Here is an 18680-nt window from a genome sequence, read left to right as displayed (position 1 = left end):
GGCGCCTGCTCATCGCCCGCCAGGAAGGCGCAGCTCGAAGGCCGCGCCGCCCTCCGGGGAGGGGCCGACGGTGAGCCGGCCGCCGTGGCGTTCCGCGATGTCGCGGGCGATCGCGAGGCCCAGTCCCGCGCCGCCGTCGTCGCTGCTGCGTGCCTCGTCGAGCCGGATGAACCGCTCGAAGACACGCTGCCGGTCGGCTTCCGGTACACCCGGGCCGTCGTCCAGCACGGCGAGGACGACCTCCCCGCGTGCCGCGTCATGGCCGACCCGTACGGTGATCCGGGCCCGAGCGTGGCGCTGCGCGTTGTCCACCAGGTTGCCCAGCACCCGGGCCAGATGACGGCGCGAGCCCAGCACACCGACGGGGCCTGCCGCCGCCTCGAACGCCACCGGCAGCCGGTCGCCCGCCCGCCCTGCGATCTCCTCACGGGCCATGGCCCCGAGGTCGACCGGTGCGGACTTCGCCTGCTCGCCGGCGTCGAGCCGCGCGAGCAGCAGCAGACCGGCGGCCAGCCGCTGGAGGCGTGCTGCGTCCTCCACCACGCCCGGTACGTCCAGCAGGTGCGGATGCGCGGAGGCCACTTCCAGCTGGGTCCGCAGCGACGCGATGGGGTTGCGCAGCTCGTGCGAGGCGTCGGCGACGAAACGGCGCTGGCGGTCGACGGCCGCCTCCAGTGCGGTGAGCGTCTCGTTGGTGGTCCGCGCCAGCCGCGCGACCTCGTCACGGCTGACCGGCTGCGGCACCCGCCGCGACAGGTCGCCGGACGTGGTGATCGCCGCCATCTCCCGTCGGATGTCCTCCACCGGGGTGAGCGCACGCCTGGTCACCAGCCAGGTGACGCCGCCGACGACCAGGAGCAGCGCCGGCAGCCCCGCCAGCATGACGTCCGTCGCCGTGGCCATCGCGCTCTGCCGGGCCGCCAGCGAGGCACCGGCCAGGATCACCACCTTCTGCCGCGCCGTGTCGGTGACCTCGATGGCGACGAAGCGGTAGTCGCCCGTCCTGCCGCCCGCGGTGGCCTCGGCGTCCGTGTGCAGCAGGACGTCGCCGACGCTGCCGAGCGGCGGCGGGGCGTCGTCACTCCCGTGGCCCCCGCTCCCGCCGCTCTTTGCGCTGCTTCCGCCGTCGTCGCTGCCGGAGGTCGCCGGGTCGTCGTCGGCGCCGCGGCCGCCGCCGTCACCACCGCTGCTGCTGCCGCTTCGACCCCGCCCCTTGCCGCCGTCGGAGAAGGCGGCGGGGGAGATCCGCGGCCGCGCCGACGTGGCGGTCGAGGCCGAGGCGGCCGGGGCAGCCGGTGCAGGTGTGCCCGGCGTCGCGGTGGTCGGGGCGGGTGTGGCGACCCGGGTGACCGAGGGGAGCCCCGCGCCCGACACCCGGGTGAGGCCGGGGCCCGCGGCCAGCAGCGTGCCGTCGCGGGTGAGCACCTGCACCGGGTGGTCGCCCGCGTCCGGCAGCCGCAGCCGCAGTTGTGCGTACGGCGTCGGGCTCGGCACACCCGAGACGACGAGCAGCGCCACGTCGCGGGCGGTGGAGTCCGCCTCGCGGTCGGCCTGCCCGGTGAGGTCGGACCGCAGGGAGAGCAGGACCGCGACCGCCGCCGCGGCCAGCGCCACCGCGACCACCGCGGTCGCCGCGAGGGTGGTCCTGGCACGGACCGAGCCGGGAAGCCCGAAGGCCCGGCGGCTCATGACGCGGCCAGCCGGTAACCCGCGCCGCGTACCGTCCGGATCGCCGACGCGCCCAGTTTGCGGCGCAGCGAGCTGATGTACACCTCGATGATGTTGGGGTCGCCCGCATAGGCGAAGTCCCAGACGTGCTCCAGGATGTGCGCCTTGGAGACGATCTCCCCCGGGCGGACCGCGAGTTGCTCCAGGACCGCGAACTCCTTGGCGGTCAGCGCTATCTCGCCGTCTTCGCGGAAGACCCGCCGGGAGCCGGTGTCGATGGTCAGGCCGCCCGCCCGTATGACCGCGGAGGCGCCCGCGGCGCCGCGGCGCCGCAGCAGGGCCTTGATCCGGGCGACCAGGACGACGTAGGAGAAGGGCTTGGTCAGGTAGTCGTCGGCCCCCGTGTCCAGGCCCTCGGCCTCGTCGTACTCGCCGTCCTTCGCGGTCAGCATCAGCAGCGGCACATCATTCCCCGCGGCCCGCAACGCGGCACACACCCGGTAGCCGTTCATGCCGGGCAGCATGATGTCGAGCACGACCAGGTCGTAGGCGAACTCCGTTGCCATGTGCAGCCCTTCGACGCCGTCGTGGACCACGTCCACCGCGAAGCCCTCGGCTGCCAGTCCCTTCGCGAGGGAGACAGCGAGGCGTTTCTCGTCCTCCACGATCAGCAAGCGCACCCGGCCAGCATTACAGACGCAACCTGAAGGATTCTTCAGGTCGTTTCAGCGGGCGTTCAGCCGGCCCGGCCGAGGGTGGTGGCACTGATCCACCGCTGGAGGGAGAACGACATGAAGCAGAAGATCGCCGTCGCCGCGGCAGCCGGTGTGCTCGTGCTCGGCGCGGGTACGTACGGTGCCGTGGCCGCGGGCACCGACGACCGGCCGGCCCCGGCCGCCACCTCGGCCTCGGCGCGGGGCACCACCCCGTCGCCCGCCTCCCCGACCGCGTCCGACGCGCCGGCATCCGCCGCCCCCTCGGCGACGGCGCGGGACCGGCACGGAGACCCGGGCGCCGCGGACGACCACCCCGGAGCCGACGACAGGGGGGCCAGGACCCCCGGAGCCGACGACCGGGCCGGCGCCGACGGCACGGCGGACGACCACCCCGGCGCCCATGACCGCCGCGGCCGCGGCGGGTCCGATGACCGCGGGTCGGATGACCGTGGGTCGGATGACCGTGGGTCGGATGACCGTGGGTCGGATGACCGTGGGTCGGGCGACCGTGGCCGGAGCGGCGTGGAGGACGGGCCGCACCACGGTGGGCGCGACACCTGACAGGCCAGGGACCGGACGCGGCCCCATCGCCTCGACCGGCGGTGGGGCCGCGTCCGATCCCGAAAGGGCAGGCGCCGGCGGCTCAGGCCGCGAACCGGCGCGACTCGTCGGACGCACCCGCGGTGCCTACCCCCGGGTCCTCGTCCGCCACCATGCGGCGCATCCGGCGCAGCCGGGTGATGCCCAGCCGGCCGACGAAGTAGAGGTACACGAAGAAGAACGCAGCGTAGGCACCGTAGGCGATGCTGCGGACGGGGCTCGCGATCGAGGCCGCCATCGCGGTGGTCCCCCCCAGCAGGACGGCCATGCCGACCAGAGCCGCCTTGCGGTGCCGGACCCGGTGCAGCCGCCGGTCGACGAGCTCGCGCATCGCCTGCCGCTGCCGCGGGTCCGACGGCGCCTCGCCCTTGCGGAGCAGGTGGTTCAGGTGGAGCAGGCTGTCGGTGCCGCCCACCGCCCGCTCCTCCCGGTGCCTGCGCCGCAGCGCGGACCCGATTCCCACGGCCGAGCAGAGCACGACCCGGATCAGGACGCCGAGCACCGAGTGACCGGGAAAGACCGCGAGGACCAGCCCTGTCGCCACCACCCACGCGACCGCGAACTGCAGCCACAGGTGGCGGGAGAAGTATTCGTCGATCCGCTCCATCACACCGACTCCCCTTCGTAGAGGCGGACTTGACGGTCGCCTGCCCCGGGAAGCGGGGTGCGCACACGGAAGCCGTGCGATGCGGCCCTTAGCCGGCGGACCACGGGGTAGACGTCCGCCGGGGTCGCGGTGGGCGGCCGGGTGAGGGGGGCAGGGAATGCGCAAGTGGACCGGTCACGCGTATCCGCTCGGGGCGACGTACGACGGCTCGGGAACGAACTTCGCGCTGTTCTCCGAGGCGGCCGACAAGGTCGAACTGTGCCTGATCGACCAGGGCCGGCGTGAGCGCCGGGTGCCGCTGACGGAGGTCGACGGCTTCATCTGGCACGCCTACCTGCCCGGTGTCGGACCCGGCCAGCGGTACGGCTTCCGGGTGCACGGCCCCTACGAGCCGTGGCGCGGGCACCGGTGCAACCCGGCCAAGCTGCTGCTCGACCCGTACGCCAAGGCCATCGACGGCCAGGCCGACGGCCACGAGTCGCTTTTCGGGTACCCCTTCGGCGACCCGCAGGGCCTCAACACGGCGGACAGCCTGCACCACACGATGCTCTCGGTGGTGACGGACCCGGCCTTCGACTGGGGCGACGACCGGCCGCCGGGCCACTCGTACCACGACTCGGTGATCTACGAGGCGCACGTGCGCGGCCTGACGCGGCTGCACCCGGGGTTGCCGCGCGAGCTGCGCGGCAGCTACGCGGGCCTGGCCCACCCGGCGGTGCTCGACCACCTGACGGGCCTCGGCGTGACCACCGTGGAGCTGATGCCGGTGCACCAGTTCGTCCAGGACGGCCACCTGCTGGACCGCGGGCTGCGCAACTACTGGGGCTACAACACCATCGGCTTCTTCGCCCCGCACAACGGCTACTCCTCGGCCCGCGGCAGGGGCGGCCAGGTCACGGAGTTCAAGTCGATGGTCAAGGCGCTGCACGCGGCCGGCGTCGAGGTGATCCTCGACGTGGTCTACAACCACACCGCGGAGGGCAACCACTTCGGCCCGACGCTGTCGATGCGCGGTATCGACAACGCCTCCTACTACCGGCTCGTCGACGACGACCCGGCACACTACTTCGACACCACGGGCACCGGGAACTCGCTGCTGATGCGCAGCCCGCATGTGCTCCAGCTGATCATGGACAGCCTGCGCTACTGGGTCACCGAGATGCACGTGGACGGCTTCCGGTTCGACCTCGCGGCCACCCTGGCCCGGCAGTTCCACGAGGTGGACCGGCTGTCGGCCTTCTTCGACCTGGTCCAGCAGGACCCGGTGGTAAGCCGGGTCAAGCTGATCGCCGAGCCGTGGGACGTCGGCGAGGGCGGTTACCAGGTCGGCAACTTCCCACCGCTGTGGAGCGAGTGGAACGGCCGCTACCGGGACACCGTGCGCGACTTCTGGCGCGGTGAGAACTCCACGCTGCCCGACCTCGCGTCCCGGCTGACGGGATCCTCCGACCTCTACCAGGACGACAGCCGCCGGCCCAGGGCCGGGGTAAACTTCGTGACCTGCCACGACGGCTTCACCCTGCGGGACCTGGTGTCGTACAACGACAAGCACAACGAGGCCAACGGGGAGGACAACCGCGACGGCGAGAACCACAACAGGTCCTGGAACTGCGGCGCCGAGGGCGACACCGACGACGAGGACATCCTGGACCTGCGCGCCCGCCAGCAGCGGAATCTGCTCACCACCCTGCTGATCTCCCAGGGCGTCCCCATGATCAGCCACGGCGACGAGTTCGGCCGCACGCAGCACGGGAACAACAACGCCTACTGCCAGGACGGCGAACTGTCCTGGACACACTGGGACCTCGACGACGACGGGCGCGAACTGCTCGACTTCACCCGGCGGCTGATCGCCCTGCGCCGCGACCACCCGGTCTTCCGCCGCCGCCGCTTCCTGCGCGGCGACACCCCGGGCCCCGGCCTGGGGGACGCGATGTGGCTCACGCCCGGCGGCCGCACCATGGCGGAGGACGACTGGCACCGCGAGGACGCCCACGCGGTCGCCCTGTTCCTCAACGGCGACGCCATCACCGAGCCCGACCCGCGCGGCGGCCGGATCGTGGACGACTCCTTCCTGATCCTGCTCAACAGCCACCACGAGCCGGTCGAGTTCGTCCTCCCCGGCCGGGCGTACGGGGAGGCGTGGCAGGTCGCCGTCGACACCGCGACCGGCGCCGAGACCGCCGACGAGACCGAGGTCAAGGCGGGCGGCGTGCTGGTCGTCCCGCCCCGCGCCACCCTGATGCTGATATGCCCGCGCCGCCAGGGCCGGGTCCGCCGCGCCCTGAACGCGGCCCGCCGCCCTCGGCCGCCCCGCTGACGGGGCCGGTTCGAAGCCGGCGGACCTCCCCGCGGGATCCCGCCGGACCCCGCGGGATCCGCGGCCGATCCGGTGGTACACATCCCGGGGGGCCGCGCCGCCGGCCGCCCGCCGCGCACGTCCGACCGCACCCCAGAGCCGTCACGAACGGAGCAGCCCGTGAGCCGCGAATTCCAGGTCACCTTCGACGCCCACGACCCGGCGGCGCTGTCGTCCTTCTGGCGGGACGTGCTGGGCTACGTCCATCCCGCCCCGCCCGGGGTCGACCTGCCCGAGGGCGCCGATCCGCTGTCCGCGTGGGACGACTTCCTCGCGCGGGCCGGCGTGCCCGAGCAGGAACGCAACACGCGATCCGCCGTCGAGGACCCGGAGGGGCGCGGACCGCGCCTCTTCTTCCAGCAGGTGCCGGAGGACAAGGCCGTCAAGAACCGCGTCCACCTCGACGTCCGCGCCGCACCGGGACTGCGGGGGGAGGAGCGGATGGCGGCACTCGAGGTCGAGTGCGACCGGCTGGTCGAGCTGGGAGCGACCCGGGTGCGCCGTCACGAGCCAGCTCCGCCGATGGGCAGCGGCTTCATCGTGATGACCGACCCCGAGGGCAACGAATTCTGCCTGGACTGACGGCGGCCGCCCCCGGGGCATCCCGCCGCGCCCGCGGCCCGGTCGCTCAGGTCTGGCACTGCTTCGTGGACGCGGGGGACCAGCCGCTCCAGGCGGCACCGTCCGCCCGGGCGTGCACCCGGATCTCGACCTTCACCGGGCCGCACACCCGGGTCGAGCTCCCCACCTCGACGGGGCCGACGGACTCGCCCGCCTTGACGTAGGCGCGGCCGCTGCCGATCTTCTCCCAGTGGCCGCCGTCGACGACGCGGAAGAAGGCTTCGTAGGAGACGTTCAGCGCCCTGCTGCCGGCGTTGCGCGCCCTGATGTACGCCGTGATGTCCCTGGTCGGGAATCGGCCGAGGGATCCCCGCTGGGCGCTGATGCAGCCGTTGACGGCCACGCGGCCGGTCGACACGCCCCCGCCGCAGGCGACAGCCGCGGCGTGGGCGTCCACCGGGATCGCCAGCACCGTGAGCGCCGCCGCGCCGAGCATCGTTCCGGTACGCCTCAGATGCATTCGTCCATGCCCTTTCGCGAGCCCCCTTCCCCCTGCCGTCAGAAGAGACGATGGCGCGTCCTGGCAGGTGGCGAGCGGTTTCGCCGGGTTTTTCACCTGGATGGACGCAAAGGGCAGGCAAGAGGCGCGCGACACACGTGCGGCCGCGGTCCCGCCGGTGATGGCGGGGCCGCGGCCGGCTGCTGCGTGCCGTGCTACCGGGAGCGCACGGGCAGAACCATTCGGAAGGTCAGCGCCCGCTGGGTGCCTTGGCGGTGCCGACGAGCACGCCGATCTTGTCGATGCGGTGCTCGGGGTTGCCCTGGGGGTCGCGCCAGTGGTTCCCCGCCGCGTCGTCCTCGGGCGTGGCGCAGGTCGACACGGTGATCATCGCCTGGGTGGGCTGCTTGCCGGGGGACCCGGGGACCGCCGCGCGCTGCTCGGCGAGCGACTGTGCCGAGCGGAAGGAGGTGACCCTGGTGTCGGTGATCTTGTACGTGTACACCGTGCCCGCGGCGGTCACGGCGACACGGTCGCCGACCTTGAGCTGGGGGACGCGGTTCAGCGGGCCGCCCGCGGCGAGGCGGTGTCCCGTGACCAGGTAGTTGCCGACCTGCCCCGGCCCGACGCCGCCGTGCGGCCCGTAGGGGCTGGCGGCTATGCCGCGGTCCTGGATGCGGGTCCCGGGCCAGTCGTCGGTCGTCCCCTTGTACGGCACGATGCGCAGCGAGGTGATGTCGATCGACGGGATGGACATCGAGGCGGTGACGACGCGGGTGGCCTCGGCCGGCGCCACCGCCGCCGCGGCGGACGTCGGGGCGGCCACCGCGGCCGGTGCCCGGCCGGCGGAGCTGTCCGCCACGGCCGCCGCGGAGCCGGCGAGCACGGCGGCGACGGTGCCGGCGACTACGGTGGCGACGGTTCGGGACCGGTGCATGGGTACTCCTGGCGGGTGGGGGGTGTGCCGCTTTCCTGGGCCGGGCGGTCGCGGCCCTCGGGTGGCCCGATCGGGCGATCCGCGGCATGTGCGGATGTTTCAGTGTATTTGCGGATCATCCGAATGGGCGAATGCGCCAGGCGATCACTTCTGCTTCCGCTGCGTGAGCGAATGGTCGCCCTCCGCCGCCGGCCCGGGAGATGCCGCAGGTCCGGGTCGCGCCTGTGGTCGTGAACGGAATGGAGCCTCCACCCGCGCTCGTCCGCCGCACTCGCTGATGCGGCGGACGAGCGGACCCTGCGCGAGGCCACGAGCGCCCTGGAGGTGCCGGCCGGCCACCTGCTCCCGGACCGGCGCACCGCCGGCCCGCGGTGCTCAGTTGCCGCCGGCCAGGGTGACCACCACGGCCTCGCCCGCGCCGACGGTGGTCGTCAGCCGGTGGCCGCGGACCCGATACGTCGCGGGCCGGAAGCCGGGCCAGCGGCCGTCCGCTTCCACCGCGCGCCCGTCGACGCGGACCTGCGGTGCGTCGAGGGTCCTGCCGGTGCCGTCCGGGTCGTACGGCGTCATCCGGTCGAGCCGCGCGCTGCCCGCGGGGACGGGCAGGGTCACGGTGGTGGGCTGGTCGCTCTTGTTGATCAGGAACAGCCGCCGCTCACCCTGCGCACCGCCGACCTGCCACGCCTTGAGCCCGGTGCCGGCCGCGCCCGCCGCGCCTGCGGGCACCGCGACCGGCCGCAGGTCCTTCGCGCCCTGGGCGAAGTGTCCGAAGAGGAGCATCGCGTAGTAGAGGGGAGCGGCGGTGGGTGCGCCGATCGCCGGTGTGGGGTCGTAGTCGACCGCGTTGTAGTAGCCGTTGCCCTCCTCGGGGGCGTAGAAGGCGCGGACCTCGGCGTTGTGGAAGTTCAGGCCGATCGCGCCGGTGGTGCAGCCGGTGTTGGCCGACGGCTGGTCGGGCGGCTGGGGGCACGCGGTGTGGAACATCAGGTCCAGCGCGTAGGTGGCACTGGCCGCGACGTTGCTGACGCCGTCCGCGCCTCGGTTCGCCGCCGTACTGGTCTCCTCCAGCCGGTAGCCGAGGCCGTGGGCGGCTGCCTCGGTGGCGTGTGTCCAGACCTGGTGGTCCAGGCTCGCCATGTGTTCGTCCGAGAGCAGGGCGCCGGTGCTCGCGCAGCGGTACGGCTTGCCGGTGCAGGTGCGGGCGAGCGGGTAGAAGTGGTCGCTCGCGTAGGGCCCGAAGGCTCCGGCGTTCTCCCGGACGCGCGCGGCGGCGGTGTCCAGGATCTGCTGCCAGTCCCAGAACCAGCGGGTCGGGACGGTCTGCCCGGCGACGCTCTCCCAGGGCAGGATGTCCTCGCTGGTGCTGGGGGCGATGATCGGGAAGCGGCCGACGACGGCGGGGTCGGTGTAGGCGGTCAGGTCGGCCAGATAGCGGTCGAGGTTCGAACCGTAGGACAGGTCCGGCTCGTTGCCGAGTTCGATGCCCGCCACGTAGCGGGCGGCCGCGCCGGTGAAGACGGGGGCGACGCCCTGGGTGAGGAAGTTCCTCACGTAGTCGGGGCTGACGAAGGGCCGGGTCGCGCTCGGCGGCGACATGGCGGTCCCGAGCACCACGCCCCAGGCCGGTTTGGCGCCGCGGGGTGTGCCCGCGTTCGCCGCGTCCAGGGTCTCGCGGATCCAGGTCAGGTCCTGCGGGGTGATCACGGCGTCGGTGTTCTGCGCGGTGGCGTCGAAGGGGGTGACGTCCTGCGAGGAGCCGCCGATCCGCAGCACCCCGGTGCCGAGGTTGCGCAGCAGCCGGACGAAGGCCGGGCGGGCGGTGGGGCTCATGTACCGCTCGATGAGCGACCATTCGATGCTCAGGCCGACGAAGTTCGCGGGTATGCCGCCGCTGTGCGCCTGCCCGGCGTCCCAGCTCAGCGGCAGGGTCCGCGCGGCCGGGGGAGCGGCGGCGGTGGCGGTGGGAGCGGCGCAGAAGGCCACCGCGGCGAGCGCGACGGCGCAGGCCGTCAGACGCCGGCGGCGCCGGGCGGGCGCGCGACCGCCGGTGGGGGAGGGGTACGGGAAGGGTCGAGCAGGTCTGTCGGGCGTCATGTGCCCCGCCTCTCGCAGGTGTTCCGTGGTGTGCGGGTGGTCTGCCGGTCCGTGGTCGGACTTCGCTGCGCAGCGGCTCGCGGGCAGGAGGGGGACGGTGGTGGCCGCGGCGGCTGCGCGTCGCCGCGGCCATGTCCGGTTGCGGGCGAAGGGACGCCGCGGGTCAGTCGTCGGCGCCGGCGGCGAGGGGCTGTTCCCCCCGGGCGCCCGCGGCCACCGGCACCTGTCCCGCGGCGGCTGCAGGGGCGAGGCCGTCGTCCCCGCCGGGGCCGACGGCGGCCACGATCGCGTCCGCCTGCGCGTTCGGCTCGGGCAGGAGCAGGCCCAGCAGTACGTACAGCGCGAGCGAGGTGACCAGCGGGGTGACGACCACCGTGGTCTGGCTGGAGCCGTCCATGCCGTATTTGACGATCCAGTAGCCGATCAGGCCGGCCGCCCAGGAGACCAGTGCGGCGCGCGGGCCGCAGCGGCGGAAGGCGGGCAGCATCCCGAGCAGCAGCGGGATGGAGATGGGGCCCATGACCGCGGCGACCAGGGCGACGATGATGCCGAGCACGCCGCCGAAGTGGTCGGCCTCGATGGCGACGAGCATGCTCACCGTGATGAAGGCGACCGTGCAGATCCTGGCGGACAGCAGCCCGGCCCGCTCGCTCATGCCGCGCGCCTTGCGGGAGAGCACCGGCATCATGTCGCGGACGACGACCGAGGAGATGGCGTTGGCGTCGGAGGAGGCCATCGCCATGGTGTGCGAGAACATCCCGGCCAGCGTCAGGCCGACGAGTCCGGCCGGCAGGTACTTCTGGCTCATCAGCGCGTAGACCTGCTGGGGGTCGGCGATGTGCGGCATCAGCACCGGCGCGGCGACCGACGGGAAGAGCAGGAAGGCCGGCCAGATCACGTACAGCACCGCGGACAGGGCGGCGGACTTGCGGGCCGCCTTGGGGGTCTCGGTGGCCATGTAGCGCTGGGCCAGGTTCCACATGCCGCCGTTGTACTCGAAGATCTTGATGATGATGTACGCGGTGAAGAAGGTCGCGGTGTAGGGGCCGACCAGCGGCTCGGTGTGGTGGGCGGGGAGCTTGTGCCAGATCGTGCCGACCCCGCCGATGCCGCCGAGCTTGCCGAGGACCACGACGACCATGGCGATGGCAGCCACGCCCTGGATGACGAACTGGCCGAAGTCGGTGAGCGCGTCGGCCCACAGGCCGCCGACGGTGCAGTAGAGCAGGGTGACCACGCCGGTCACGATGATGCCGGTGTTCATCGACATGCCGGTGAACACGTGCAGGAGGATCGCCACCGACGCCCACTTGGCGGCGACGTCGAAGACCTTCAGCAGCGCGCCGCTCCAGGCCAGCGCCTGCTGGGTGGCGATGTTGTAGCGGCTGGCCAGGTACTCCAGCGGGGAGGACACCCCGTAGCGGCGGCGCAGCCGGTTCCAGCGGGGCGCGAAGACGAGGGCGCCGAGACCGGTGCCGACGGCCAGCGGCACGAAGGCCCAGACGTAGACGGTGATGCCGTAGCTGTAGGCGACCGCCGCGTAGGCGACGAAGACCGCGGCGCTGTATCCGGACATGTGGTGCGATATGCCCGAGAGCCACCAGGGCATCCTGCCGCCGCCGGTGAAGTAGTCGTTGACTCCGCTGACGCGCTTGTGCGACCAGAGGCCGATGAGCAGCATCACCACGAAATAGCCGCCGAGAGCGACCCAGTCCAACACAGCCATGGGAACTCCTCGTTGTCGGATGCGGGTCTCGCATTGCCGTGAGAATGGGAGGGGGCCGACGGGTCCGACCGGCGGGCGAGGGATCCCGTCGGAGCAGCCCGTCTACATATGTAGAAGCAGTTTTCATTCATGGACTTGAATCAGACGGGAGGTTAGTTGCCCGTATGATGACGGTCAATGTTTCGGGAGGAATTCGTTGGTTGATCACGGAGCATCGCCGGCCGCGCCGGACAGCGAGGAGTCAGGACGCGGCCTCGTCAAGTCCGCCGAGCGCGCCGTGCTGATCCTCGAAGCACTCGCCGCTTCCGACGGACGGCTCTCCCTGGCGCAGCTGCAGGAGGTCACCGGGTATCCCCGCTCCAGCCTCTACGCCCTGCTGCGCACCCTGAGCGCGCTGAAGTGGGTCGAGAGCCCCGGCGGTGAACTGGCCTTCGGCATCGGGCCGCGCGCACTGCTGTGCGGCACCTCCTACCTCGACCGGGACCCGGCGCTGCCGCTGGCCACCCGGCAGATCGAGCAGCTGCGCAGCGACATCGGCTACACCACCCACTACGCGCGGCTCGATCCGCCCAACGTGATCTACCTCGCCACCCGGGAGGCGACCGACTCCCACCGGCTCACCTCACGGGTGGGCCGCCAGCTCCCCGCCCACGCCACGGCCCTGGGCCGTGCGCTGCTGGCCGAGCTGACCCCGCGGGAGGTCGACCGGCTGCTCGCGGGCGACGGCCGGGAGCAGCCGACCGGCAGCACCGTCACCGGGTGGGACGAGCTGCACGCGGAACTCGACGAGACGCGTAAGCGCGGGTGGGCGCTCGAGCGCGAGCAGAACACGCCGGGGCTGTGCTGCGTGGCGGCCCCGGTCACGTACCGGATCCCGGCGACGGACGCCATCAGCGTCTCCATTCCGATCGCGCATGTGACGGACAGTGAGCTGGAGATGGTGGGGGAGGCCGTGGCGCGGCACGCCGCCGCGCTGGCCGGCACCCTGCGCCGCGAGGGGATCAGGTAGGCCGCTCCCCGGTGCGGTCCCGCGGCCCGCGCCGGGCGAGGAGCACGTGGTGCGGCGCTCGTCCGCCCGGCGGGGGTCATCGCGTTCAGCGGGTGAAGGTGAGGATCCGGGCGGTGCCCGCGGGGACGTCGACGGTCGAGGAGCCGTGGCCGACCCGCACCGGCGTCGCCGCCGGCCTGGCCGAGGGGCTGCCCTGCGGTGTCACGGTGGCGCCGCCCAGGCTGATCCGGCCTGCGTCCCGTGAGGCCAGGCCCTCGGGTGCCGAAGTGCCCAGCGTCACCGCGCGCCCCTTGCGGTAGCCCTGGGGCAGGCCGAGCGTCACCGAGTCGTCGCCGCTGCCCGCCGTCGCCGGGTCCTGGACGTTGATCAGTACGACGGTCAGCGAACCGTCGCGGCCCCTGACCCCGTAGGCCCTGACCCTCTCCAGGTCCGCGTCCGACAGCCCCAGGTCGACGAACTGCCCCTGCGGCACCTGGTGGAAGGCCCACAGGCCGTAGTAGAGGGGCGCCGCGGAGAGCCGGCCGGCGTCGAGCGACGCCTGGTCGGGGGCGCAGAAGGCGCCGTAGTAGCGGTAGGAGATCGGGTAGTCGGCCGAGTCGCGGGGCTTGAAGTCACCGCAGACCGCCGCGGTGTTGGTGTGGAACTCGACCCTGGCGATGCCGCTCTGCGCGGTCTGCAGCAGGTAGTCGAGCGACCACAGCGACGTGGCGTAGGCGTCGCTCGCGCCCGGCTGGCCGCTGCACGAGGCGCTGTTGGACTCGTTGATCGTCATCGGGATCCGGCCGCCGAACTCGTCGCCGATCGCCTTGATCCCCGCCAGCTTGGTCCGGGTGGTGGTGTACGTCTTCGCCGACATCAGCTGCGGGATGGTCATCGTGGCCGTACCGCAGTGGCTGCCCGGGTACAGGTGCGAGGACAGTTCCGACAGCACGTCCCGCGGGTTCACCGAGGTGTCCGCGAGCGCGGCCGAACTGACGTCCTGGAGCTTGGTGTTGGTCGTCGCGGTGTTCGCCGACGGGCCGGCCACGGTGATCCTCGCATGCGGGACGGCGGCGCGGATCGCGGCCTGGTAGGACTTCATCGTGTCCCACATCTCCGCGCCGGTCAGCGTGGTGACGTTGTCGAACTCGTTGCCGACCTCGACGGAGAGCAGGCCGTCGCCCAGCGTGGCGTGCGCCGCCCGCACCTCGGCGATGATCTGGTCCATCGTCACGTGGGGCGAGGGGTCCTTGGTCGGGTCCTTCAGCTTCGCCGGGTCGATCACGGACTTCAGCGGCAGGCCGAGCGTCACCTTCCAGCCGGTGGCGTGCAGCAGCCCCTTCAGCGCGTCCAGGTCCGACTGGTCGACGGTGCCGCCGATCGCCTCCTTCGGGGCGGCGGAATCGGCGTACGCGCCGAAGGCCGGCCACACCAGGTCCATCGAGTAGCCGCCGATCCGCAGCACCCCGTCGGAGCCCAGGGTCTTCATGCGCTGCGCCATCAGGTCCCGGGTGAGGAAGCCGTGGGCGAAGTCGGCGCTCTCCACCGAGAAGCCCTGGTGGCCGTCCGTGAGCACACCGCCGTTGCCATGGGCCGCGACGTCCAGGCTGATCGGGGTGGCGGGCGCGGCCGGGGCGTCGGCGGCCTGCGCGACCGCGCTGCCCGCCGGCACCGCGGCGCCCGCCGCGAGCGCGATGGCGAGCGCGGCCCTGACCCAGCGGCCTGCGGCGGACGGTGTGCGTACCGGTGTGCGGTGGTCGTTCATCTGCTGACTCTCCTCGGGGAACGGGTGGAGCTGGCGGTTCGCGTGGGTGCCGGAGGGCGCGGGCTGTCGTGGTGCGGCCGGTGGGGCGCGGTCGGGGGGAGGAGCCCTCACCAGCGGGGCGTCCTCTTCTCGTACGTGGGGTCGATGCTGCGCATGTAGCCGGTGTCGTCCCGGTTGCGCAGACCGCAGCGCACGTACTGCTCGTGCAGCCGGGCCAGCGCGTCACGGTCGAGCTCGACCCCGAGGCCGGGGCCGCGCGGCACACGTACGGCGCCGTCGGCGAAGTCCAGTACGCCGGGGACGACGACCTCCTCGGTCTTCCAGGGCCAGTGGGTGTCGCAGGCGTAGCCGAGATGCGGGGTGGCCGCCGCCAGGTGGGTCATGGCGGCGAGGCTGACGCCCAGGTGGGAGTTGGAGTGCATGGAAAGGCCGAGACCGAAGTTCTCGCAGATGCCGGACAGCAGCTTCGAGCGGTGCAGCCCGCCCCAGTAGTGGTGGTCGGAGAGCACGACCTGGACCGACCCCCTGGCAACGGAGGGGGCGAGCTGGTCGAAGGCGACGACGCACATGTTCGTGGCCAGCGGCATGCCCGCCTGCCTGGCGACCTGCGCCATGCCGTCGAGGCCGGGCGTCGGGTCCTCCAGGTACTCCAGTACGCCGTCCAGCTCGCGGGCGACCTCGATCGAGGTCCGCACCGTCCAGGCCGCGTTGGGGTCGAGTCGCAGCGGCGTGCCGGGGAACGCCTCGCGCAGGGCGCGGACCGCCTCGATCTCCTCCCGGGGCGGGAGGACGCCGCCCTTGAGTTTGATGGCGGAGAAGCCGTACTCCTCGACCATCCACCGGGCCTGGGCGACGATGCCCTCCGGGTCCAGCGCCTCGGGCCGCGCGTCCGCGGCGGCGCCGGGGTGACCGGCCCACTTGTAGAAGAGGTAGGCGCTGAAGGGGATCTCGTCCCGTACGGCGCCACCGAGCAGGTCGCTCACCGGGACGCCCGCCGCCTTGCCCTGGATGTCCAGGCAGGCGACCTCGAACGGCGAGAACACCCGGTCCACGGTGCTGCTCGATGTGATCATCCCGGTCAGGCCGTGGCCGTCGGCCCCGGCGTCGCCGTCGAGCACCCGCCCGATCCTGCGGTGCATGGCGTTCAGCGCGTACACGTCCATCCCGACCAGCGCCTCCCCCGCGGCGGCCAGCCGGCGCAGGTGGCCCTCGTCGGCGTAGGTCTCGCCGAGACCGGTGAGGCCCTGGTCGGTGGCCACCTCGATGATCGCCCGCAAGGCGAAAGGCTCGTGCACGCCCACCGCGTTGAGCAGCGCGGGGTCGCGGAAGGCGACAGGGGTGACGGTCACCCCGGTGATCAGGATGCCGTTCATCGGGCCGCCTCCCTCGTGCACAGGGCGAGGCCGGCCGCGGTGATCCGGCGCAGTTCCTCCAGGTGTTCCGGCGCCGGGTCGACCAGTGGCGGCCTGACCCCGCCCACGTCGAGGCCGCGCTGCCGGACCGCGGCCTTGACCAGTGAGACCGCGTAGCCGGGGACCTGGTCGCGCAGCGCGATCAGCGGGTGGAAGAAGTCGGTGCGCAGACGCTCGGCCACGGTGTCGTCCCCGGCCGCGACGGCGCGGTGGTAGGCCGTGGAGACCTCGGGCGCGAAGCAGAAGACGGCCGAGGAGTAGAGCCCGACCCCGATGCCGCGGTAGGCGGGCACGGTGGCCTCGGCGGTCGGCATGCCGTTGAAGAAGTGGAAGGGCTTGTCGGCGTCGCGCAGCGCGGCTCTGACCGACGCGACGGTGCGGGACAGCTCCTCGAGGTCGCCGTGCCCGTCCTTGAAGCCGACCACCCGGGGCAGCAGCGCCACCTCGACGGCGGACGCCGGGTCGAAGCGGGCGGTACCGCGGTTGTAGACGATCAGCGGCAGGTCGCTCGCCTCTGCCACGGACCTGGTGTAGGCGACGAGACCGGCGGGCGGCCCGCTCACCAGGTACGGCGGCAGCAGGAGCAGCCCGTCGGCGCCGGCGTCGCGCGCGGCGCGGGCGAACTGCCGGGCGAGCGGAAGCGGGCCGCCGGTCCCCGCGTACACGGGGACCCTGCCGTCCACGGTCCGCACGGCGGCACGGACCAGGTCCGCGTACTCACCGGGTTCGAGGGCGTGGAACTCACCGGTGCCGCAGGCGACGAAGACCCCGCCGGGCCCGAACTCCAGGCCGGCGCGCACATGCTCAGCGAAGGTCTGCCGGCAGACCGAGCCGGACCGGTCGAAGGGTGTCACCGGGAAGAACAGAACGCCGTCGAACATCGGCACCATTGACTCCTCAAGTCGAGCTACCCGCGAACAGCGGTCTACATATGTAGATGCTGTACACAGGTCCGAACGCATTTCAGGACTGTAAACTCGGCTCCCAGGGTGGTCAACCCTGTGGGCGAAGAACGGATCGGGTCGACCTGCGGGGCGGGCGGGATTGAACCGGTTCGTGGACGAACGTCACGGGCAGGGGTGGCCGCGGAGTCCAAGGCGGGGTGCCGGGCCGGACGCTGTCGCCCCGTCGGTTCGTGAAACGCTTCACCGGATCGGCCGCACGCGGGGGTTGCAGGGCCGGGGCGCCCGGCCCGGCCCGCAGCGCATAGCATCGGGCGATGCGCTCCCTGCCCGCCGCGATACCCGTACTCGCCTGCCTGCTGACCGGTGCCCTGCTGACGGGCTGCGGTGCCTCCGGCGGCGGACCCGCCGGCGCTTCGGCGCCCGCGACGTCCGCGTCCGTCACCGCGACCTCGGCAAGCGCCACGCCGTCACCCCAGGCCACCGCCGCCAGCACCCACCGGCCCAAGCCCGCCCCCACGACGAGCGCGCCCAGGAAGTCTGCTGCCGCGTACGCGGGCAACCCGGCGGGGCACGCGGCGGTGCCCGCCGCCGCACGGGCCGTCGACACCTCGAAGCCGACCCGCACGGTGGGCGACGGGACACCGGCGAGCTGCACGTCGGCCGCCGTGGTGGCCGCGGTGGCCGCAGGCGGTGTCATCACCTTCTCCTGCGGGCCGCGCCCGGTGGTGATCACCATGAAGGCGACGGCCAAGGTGCGCAACGCCTCCTCGCGCGTCGTACTCGACGGCGGCGGGTTGGTCACCCTCAGCGGCGCGGGACAGCGGCGCATCCTCTACATGGACACCTGCGACCAGGCCCAGGGGTGGACCACCTCGCACTGCCAGGACCAGAGCACGCCCGAACTCACCGTGCAGAACCTGACCTTCGCCGACGGCAATTCCACCGGTCAGACGGCGGAAGGCGGTGGCGGCGGCGCGATCCTCGTACGCGGCGGCCGTTTCAAGGCCGTCGGCGACCGCTTCGTACGCAACCGCTGCGACCGCAGCGGACCCGACCTCGGCGGCGCCGCGGTCCGCGTCCTCGACCAATACCACGGCCTGCCCGTCTACATCACCGCCAGCACCTTCGGCGGCGCGCCCGGCCTGGGCGGGTCCTGCTCCAACGGCGGCGCGCTGAGTAGCATCGGGGTGTCGTGGGTGGTGCTCAACAGCGTCATCACCTACAACTCGGCCGTGGGCAGCGGCGCCAACCCCGCCCGCGGCGGCACCCCTGGCGGCGGCAGCGGCGGCGCCGTCTACACCGACGGCAACCGCTACACCGTCCGGGTCGAGGGCTCGCTCGTGGCGCACAACGACGCGAAAGAGGGCGGCGGCGCCTTCTTCTTCGTCAGCAACGACCACACCGGCACCCTGGCGCTGCTCAAGTCGACCCTGCGCGGCAACCCCAGCCACGGCTTCGCCACCGCCGGATACCCCGGGGTGTTCTACATCGGCGCGGGGAAACCGGACGTGTCCGGCTCCACCCTGGACTGACCGCCCGCCACCGGGGCAGGCGGGCCGGCTCCGCTACAGCGCCGAATGCGGCGGCATCCGGAAGCGGTTGATGTCGTCGAGGTGCCGGGCGCGCATCTCCTCGTCGCGCACGCCCATGCCCTCCTCGGGCGCCAGGCACAGGACGCCGACCTTGCCGTAGTGCTGGTTGCGGTGGACCTCGGAAGCGGCGCGGCCGGTCTCCTCCAGGGCGTACACGCGCGACAGGGTGGGATGGATCCTGCCTTTGGCGATGAGGCGGTTGGCTTCCCATGCTTCGCGGTAGTTGGCGAAGTGGGAGCCGATGATCTTCT

Annotated in this window: 15 protein-coding genes and 1 pseudogene; 4 read left to right on the top strand and 12 right to left on the bottom strand. The window is 72.8% G+C overall.

Going from position 1 to position 18680, the window contains the following annotated elements; all coding sequences use genetic code 11:
• Positions 1-9 precede the first annotated feature (9 nt).
• The 4 genes from ACGFMP_RS36470 to ACGFMP_RS36455 all read right to left on the bottom strand — a co-directional run bounded on the left by ACGFMP_RS36470 (position 10) and on the right by ACGFMP_RS36455 (position 3591).
• Positions 10-1689 carry a sensor histidine kinase gene (locus ACGFMP_RS36470; RefSeq protein WP_393678304.1) on the bottom strand — a complete coding sequence of 560 codons (1680 nt, stop codon included), beginning with the start codon at positions 1687-1689 and terminating at the stop codon, positions 10-12.
• Complete coding sequence (locus ACGFMP_RS36465; RefSeq protein ID WP_393678302.1) at positions 1686-2348, bottom strand: response regulator transcription factor; 663 nt, start codon at positions 2346-2348, stop codon at positions 1686-1688. The genes ACGFMP_RS36470 and ACGFMP_RS36465 overlap by 4 nt, the downstream gene beginning before the upstream one ends.
• A 56-nt stretch (positions 2349-2404) precedes the next feature.
• Positions 2405-2593, bottom strand: coding sequence for a hypothetical protein (locus ACGFMP_RS36460; RefSeq protein WP_393678300.1), 189 nt, complete (start codon positions 2591-2593; stop codon positions 2405-2407).
• 434 nt (positions 2594-3027) lie between these two features.
• Positions 3028-3591: a hypothetical protein gene (locus ACGFMP_RS36455; RefSeq protein WP_393678298.1), complete on the bottom strand. Its 564-nt coding sequence runs from the start codon at positions 3589-3591 to the stop codon at positions 3028-3030.
• Between the two features lie 157 nt (positions 3592-3748).
• On the opposite strand from ACGFMP_RS36455, the gene glgX reads away from it, so the two are divergent.
• Together glgX and ACGFMP_RS36445 are read left to right on the top strand one after the other, a co-directional pair.
• Positions 3749-5911, top strand: coding sequence for a glycogen debranching protein GlgX (gene glgX, locus ACGFMP_RS36450; protein ID WP_393678296.1), 2163 nt, complete (start codon positions 3749-3751; stop codon positions 5909-5911).
• Positions 5912-6070: 159 nt separating this feature from the next.
• On the top strand, positions 6071-6532 hold the full coding sequence (locus ACGFMP_RS36445; protein ID WP_393678295.1) for a VOC family protein: 462 nt from the start codon (positions 6071-6073) through the stop codon (positions 6530-6532).
• Positions 6533-6578: 46 nt separating this feature from the next.
• Here ACGFMP_RS36445 and ACGFMP_RS36440 read toward each other — a convergent pair whose 3' ends face one another.
• The 4 genes from ACGFMP_RS36440 to ACGFMP_RS36425 form a co-directional block, all read right to left on the bottom strand.
• Positions 6579-7031, bottom strand: coding sequence for a hypothetical protein (locus tag ACGFMP_RS36440; RefSeq protein ID WP_393678293.1), 453 nt, complete (start codon positions 7029-7031; stop codon positions 6579-6581).
• Between the two features lie 229 nt (positions 7032-7260).
• Positions 7261-7947, bottom strand: coding sequence for a class E sortase (locus ACGFMP_RS36435; protein WP_393678291.1), 687 nt, complete (start codon positions 7945-7947; stop codon positions 7261-7263).
• 375 nt (positions 7948-8322) lie between these two features.
• Complete coding sequence (locus tag ACGFMP_RS36430) at positions 8323-10041, bottom strand: hypothetical protein (protein ID WP_393678289.1); 1719 nt, start codon at positions 10039-10041, stop codon at positions 8323-8325.
• A 163-nt stretch (positions 10042-10204) separates the two neighbouring features.
• Entirely contained in the window at positions 10205-11767 is a 1563-nt protein-coding gene (locus ACGFMP_RS36425; RefSeq protein ID WP_393678287.1) for a sodium:solute symporter family protein, read from the bottom strand.
• A gap of 196 nt (positions 11768-11963) precedes the next feature.
• Between ACGFMP_RS36425 and ACGFMP_RS36420 the strand changes: the two genes are divergently transcribed.
• Complete coding sequence (locus tag ACGFMP_RS36420) at positions 11964-12776, top strand: IclR family transcriptional regulator (protein ID WP_393678285.1); 813 nt, start codon at positions 11964-11966, stop codon at positions 12774-12776.
• An 85-nt stretch (positions 12777-12861) separates the two neighbouring features.
• Here ACGFMP_RS36420 and ACGFMP_RS36415 read toward each other — a convergent pair whose 3' ends face one another.
• The 3 genes from ACGFMP_RS36415 to ACGFMP_RS36405 all read right to left on the bottom strand — a co-directional run bounded on the left by ACGFMP_RS36415 (position 12862) and on the right by ACGFMP_RS36405 (position 16813).
• Complete coding sequence (locus tag ACGFMP_RS36415) at positions 12862-14520, bottom strand: glycosyl hydrolase family 79 C-terminal domain-containing protein (protein WP_393678283.1); 1659 nt, start codon at positions 14518-14520, stop codon at positions 12862-12864.
• Positions 14521-14627: 107 nt separating this feature from the next.
• Entirely contained in the window at positions 14628-15893 is a 1266-nt protein-coding gene (locus tag ACGFMP_RS36410; protein ID WP_393678281.1) for a glucarate dehydratase family protein, read from the bottom strand.
• On the bottom strand, positions 15890-16813 hold the full coding sequence (locus ACGFMP_RS36405; protein WP_393678280.1) for a 5-dehydro-4-deoxyglucarate dehydratase: 924 nt from the start codon (positions 16811-16813) through the stop codon (positions 15890-15892). Before ACGFMP_RS36405 ends, ACGFMP_RS36410 begins: the two co-directional genes overlap by 4 nt.
• A 338-nt stretch (positions 16814-17151) precedes the next feature.
• Here ACGFMP_RS36405 and ACGFMP_RS36400 point away from each other — a divergent pair, with 338 nt between their 5' ends.
• On the top strand, positions 17152-18369 hold the full coding sequence (locus ACGFMP_RS36400; RefSeq protein WP_393678278.1) for a hypothetical protein: 1218 nt from the start codon (positions 17152-17154) through the stop codon (positions 18367-18369).
• Between the two features lie 33 nt (positions 18370-18402).
• Here the strand turns inward: ACGFMP_RS36400 and ACGFMP_RS36395 are convergent.
• A pseudogene (locus tag ACGFMP_RS36395) lies at positions 18403-18680 on the bottom strand (crotonyl-CoA carboxylase/reductase); the annotation flags it as partial.

Origin of the sequence: Streptomyces sp. NPDC049040, assembly GCF_043197715.1 — a bacterium.
Classification (GTDB): domain Bacteria; phylum Actinomycetota; class Actinomycetes; order Streptomycetales; family Streptomycetaceae; genus Actinacidiphila.
Note: the sequence above shows the minus strand (reverse complement) of the source record. Positions and strands in the feature narration are given on the sequence as shown.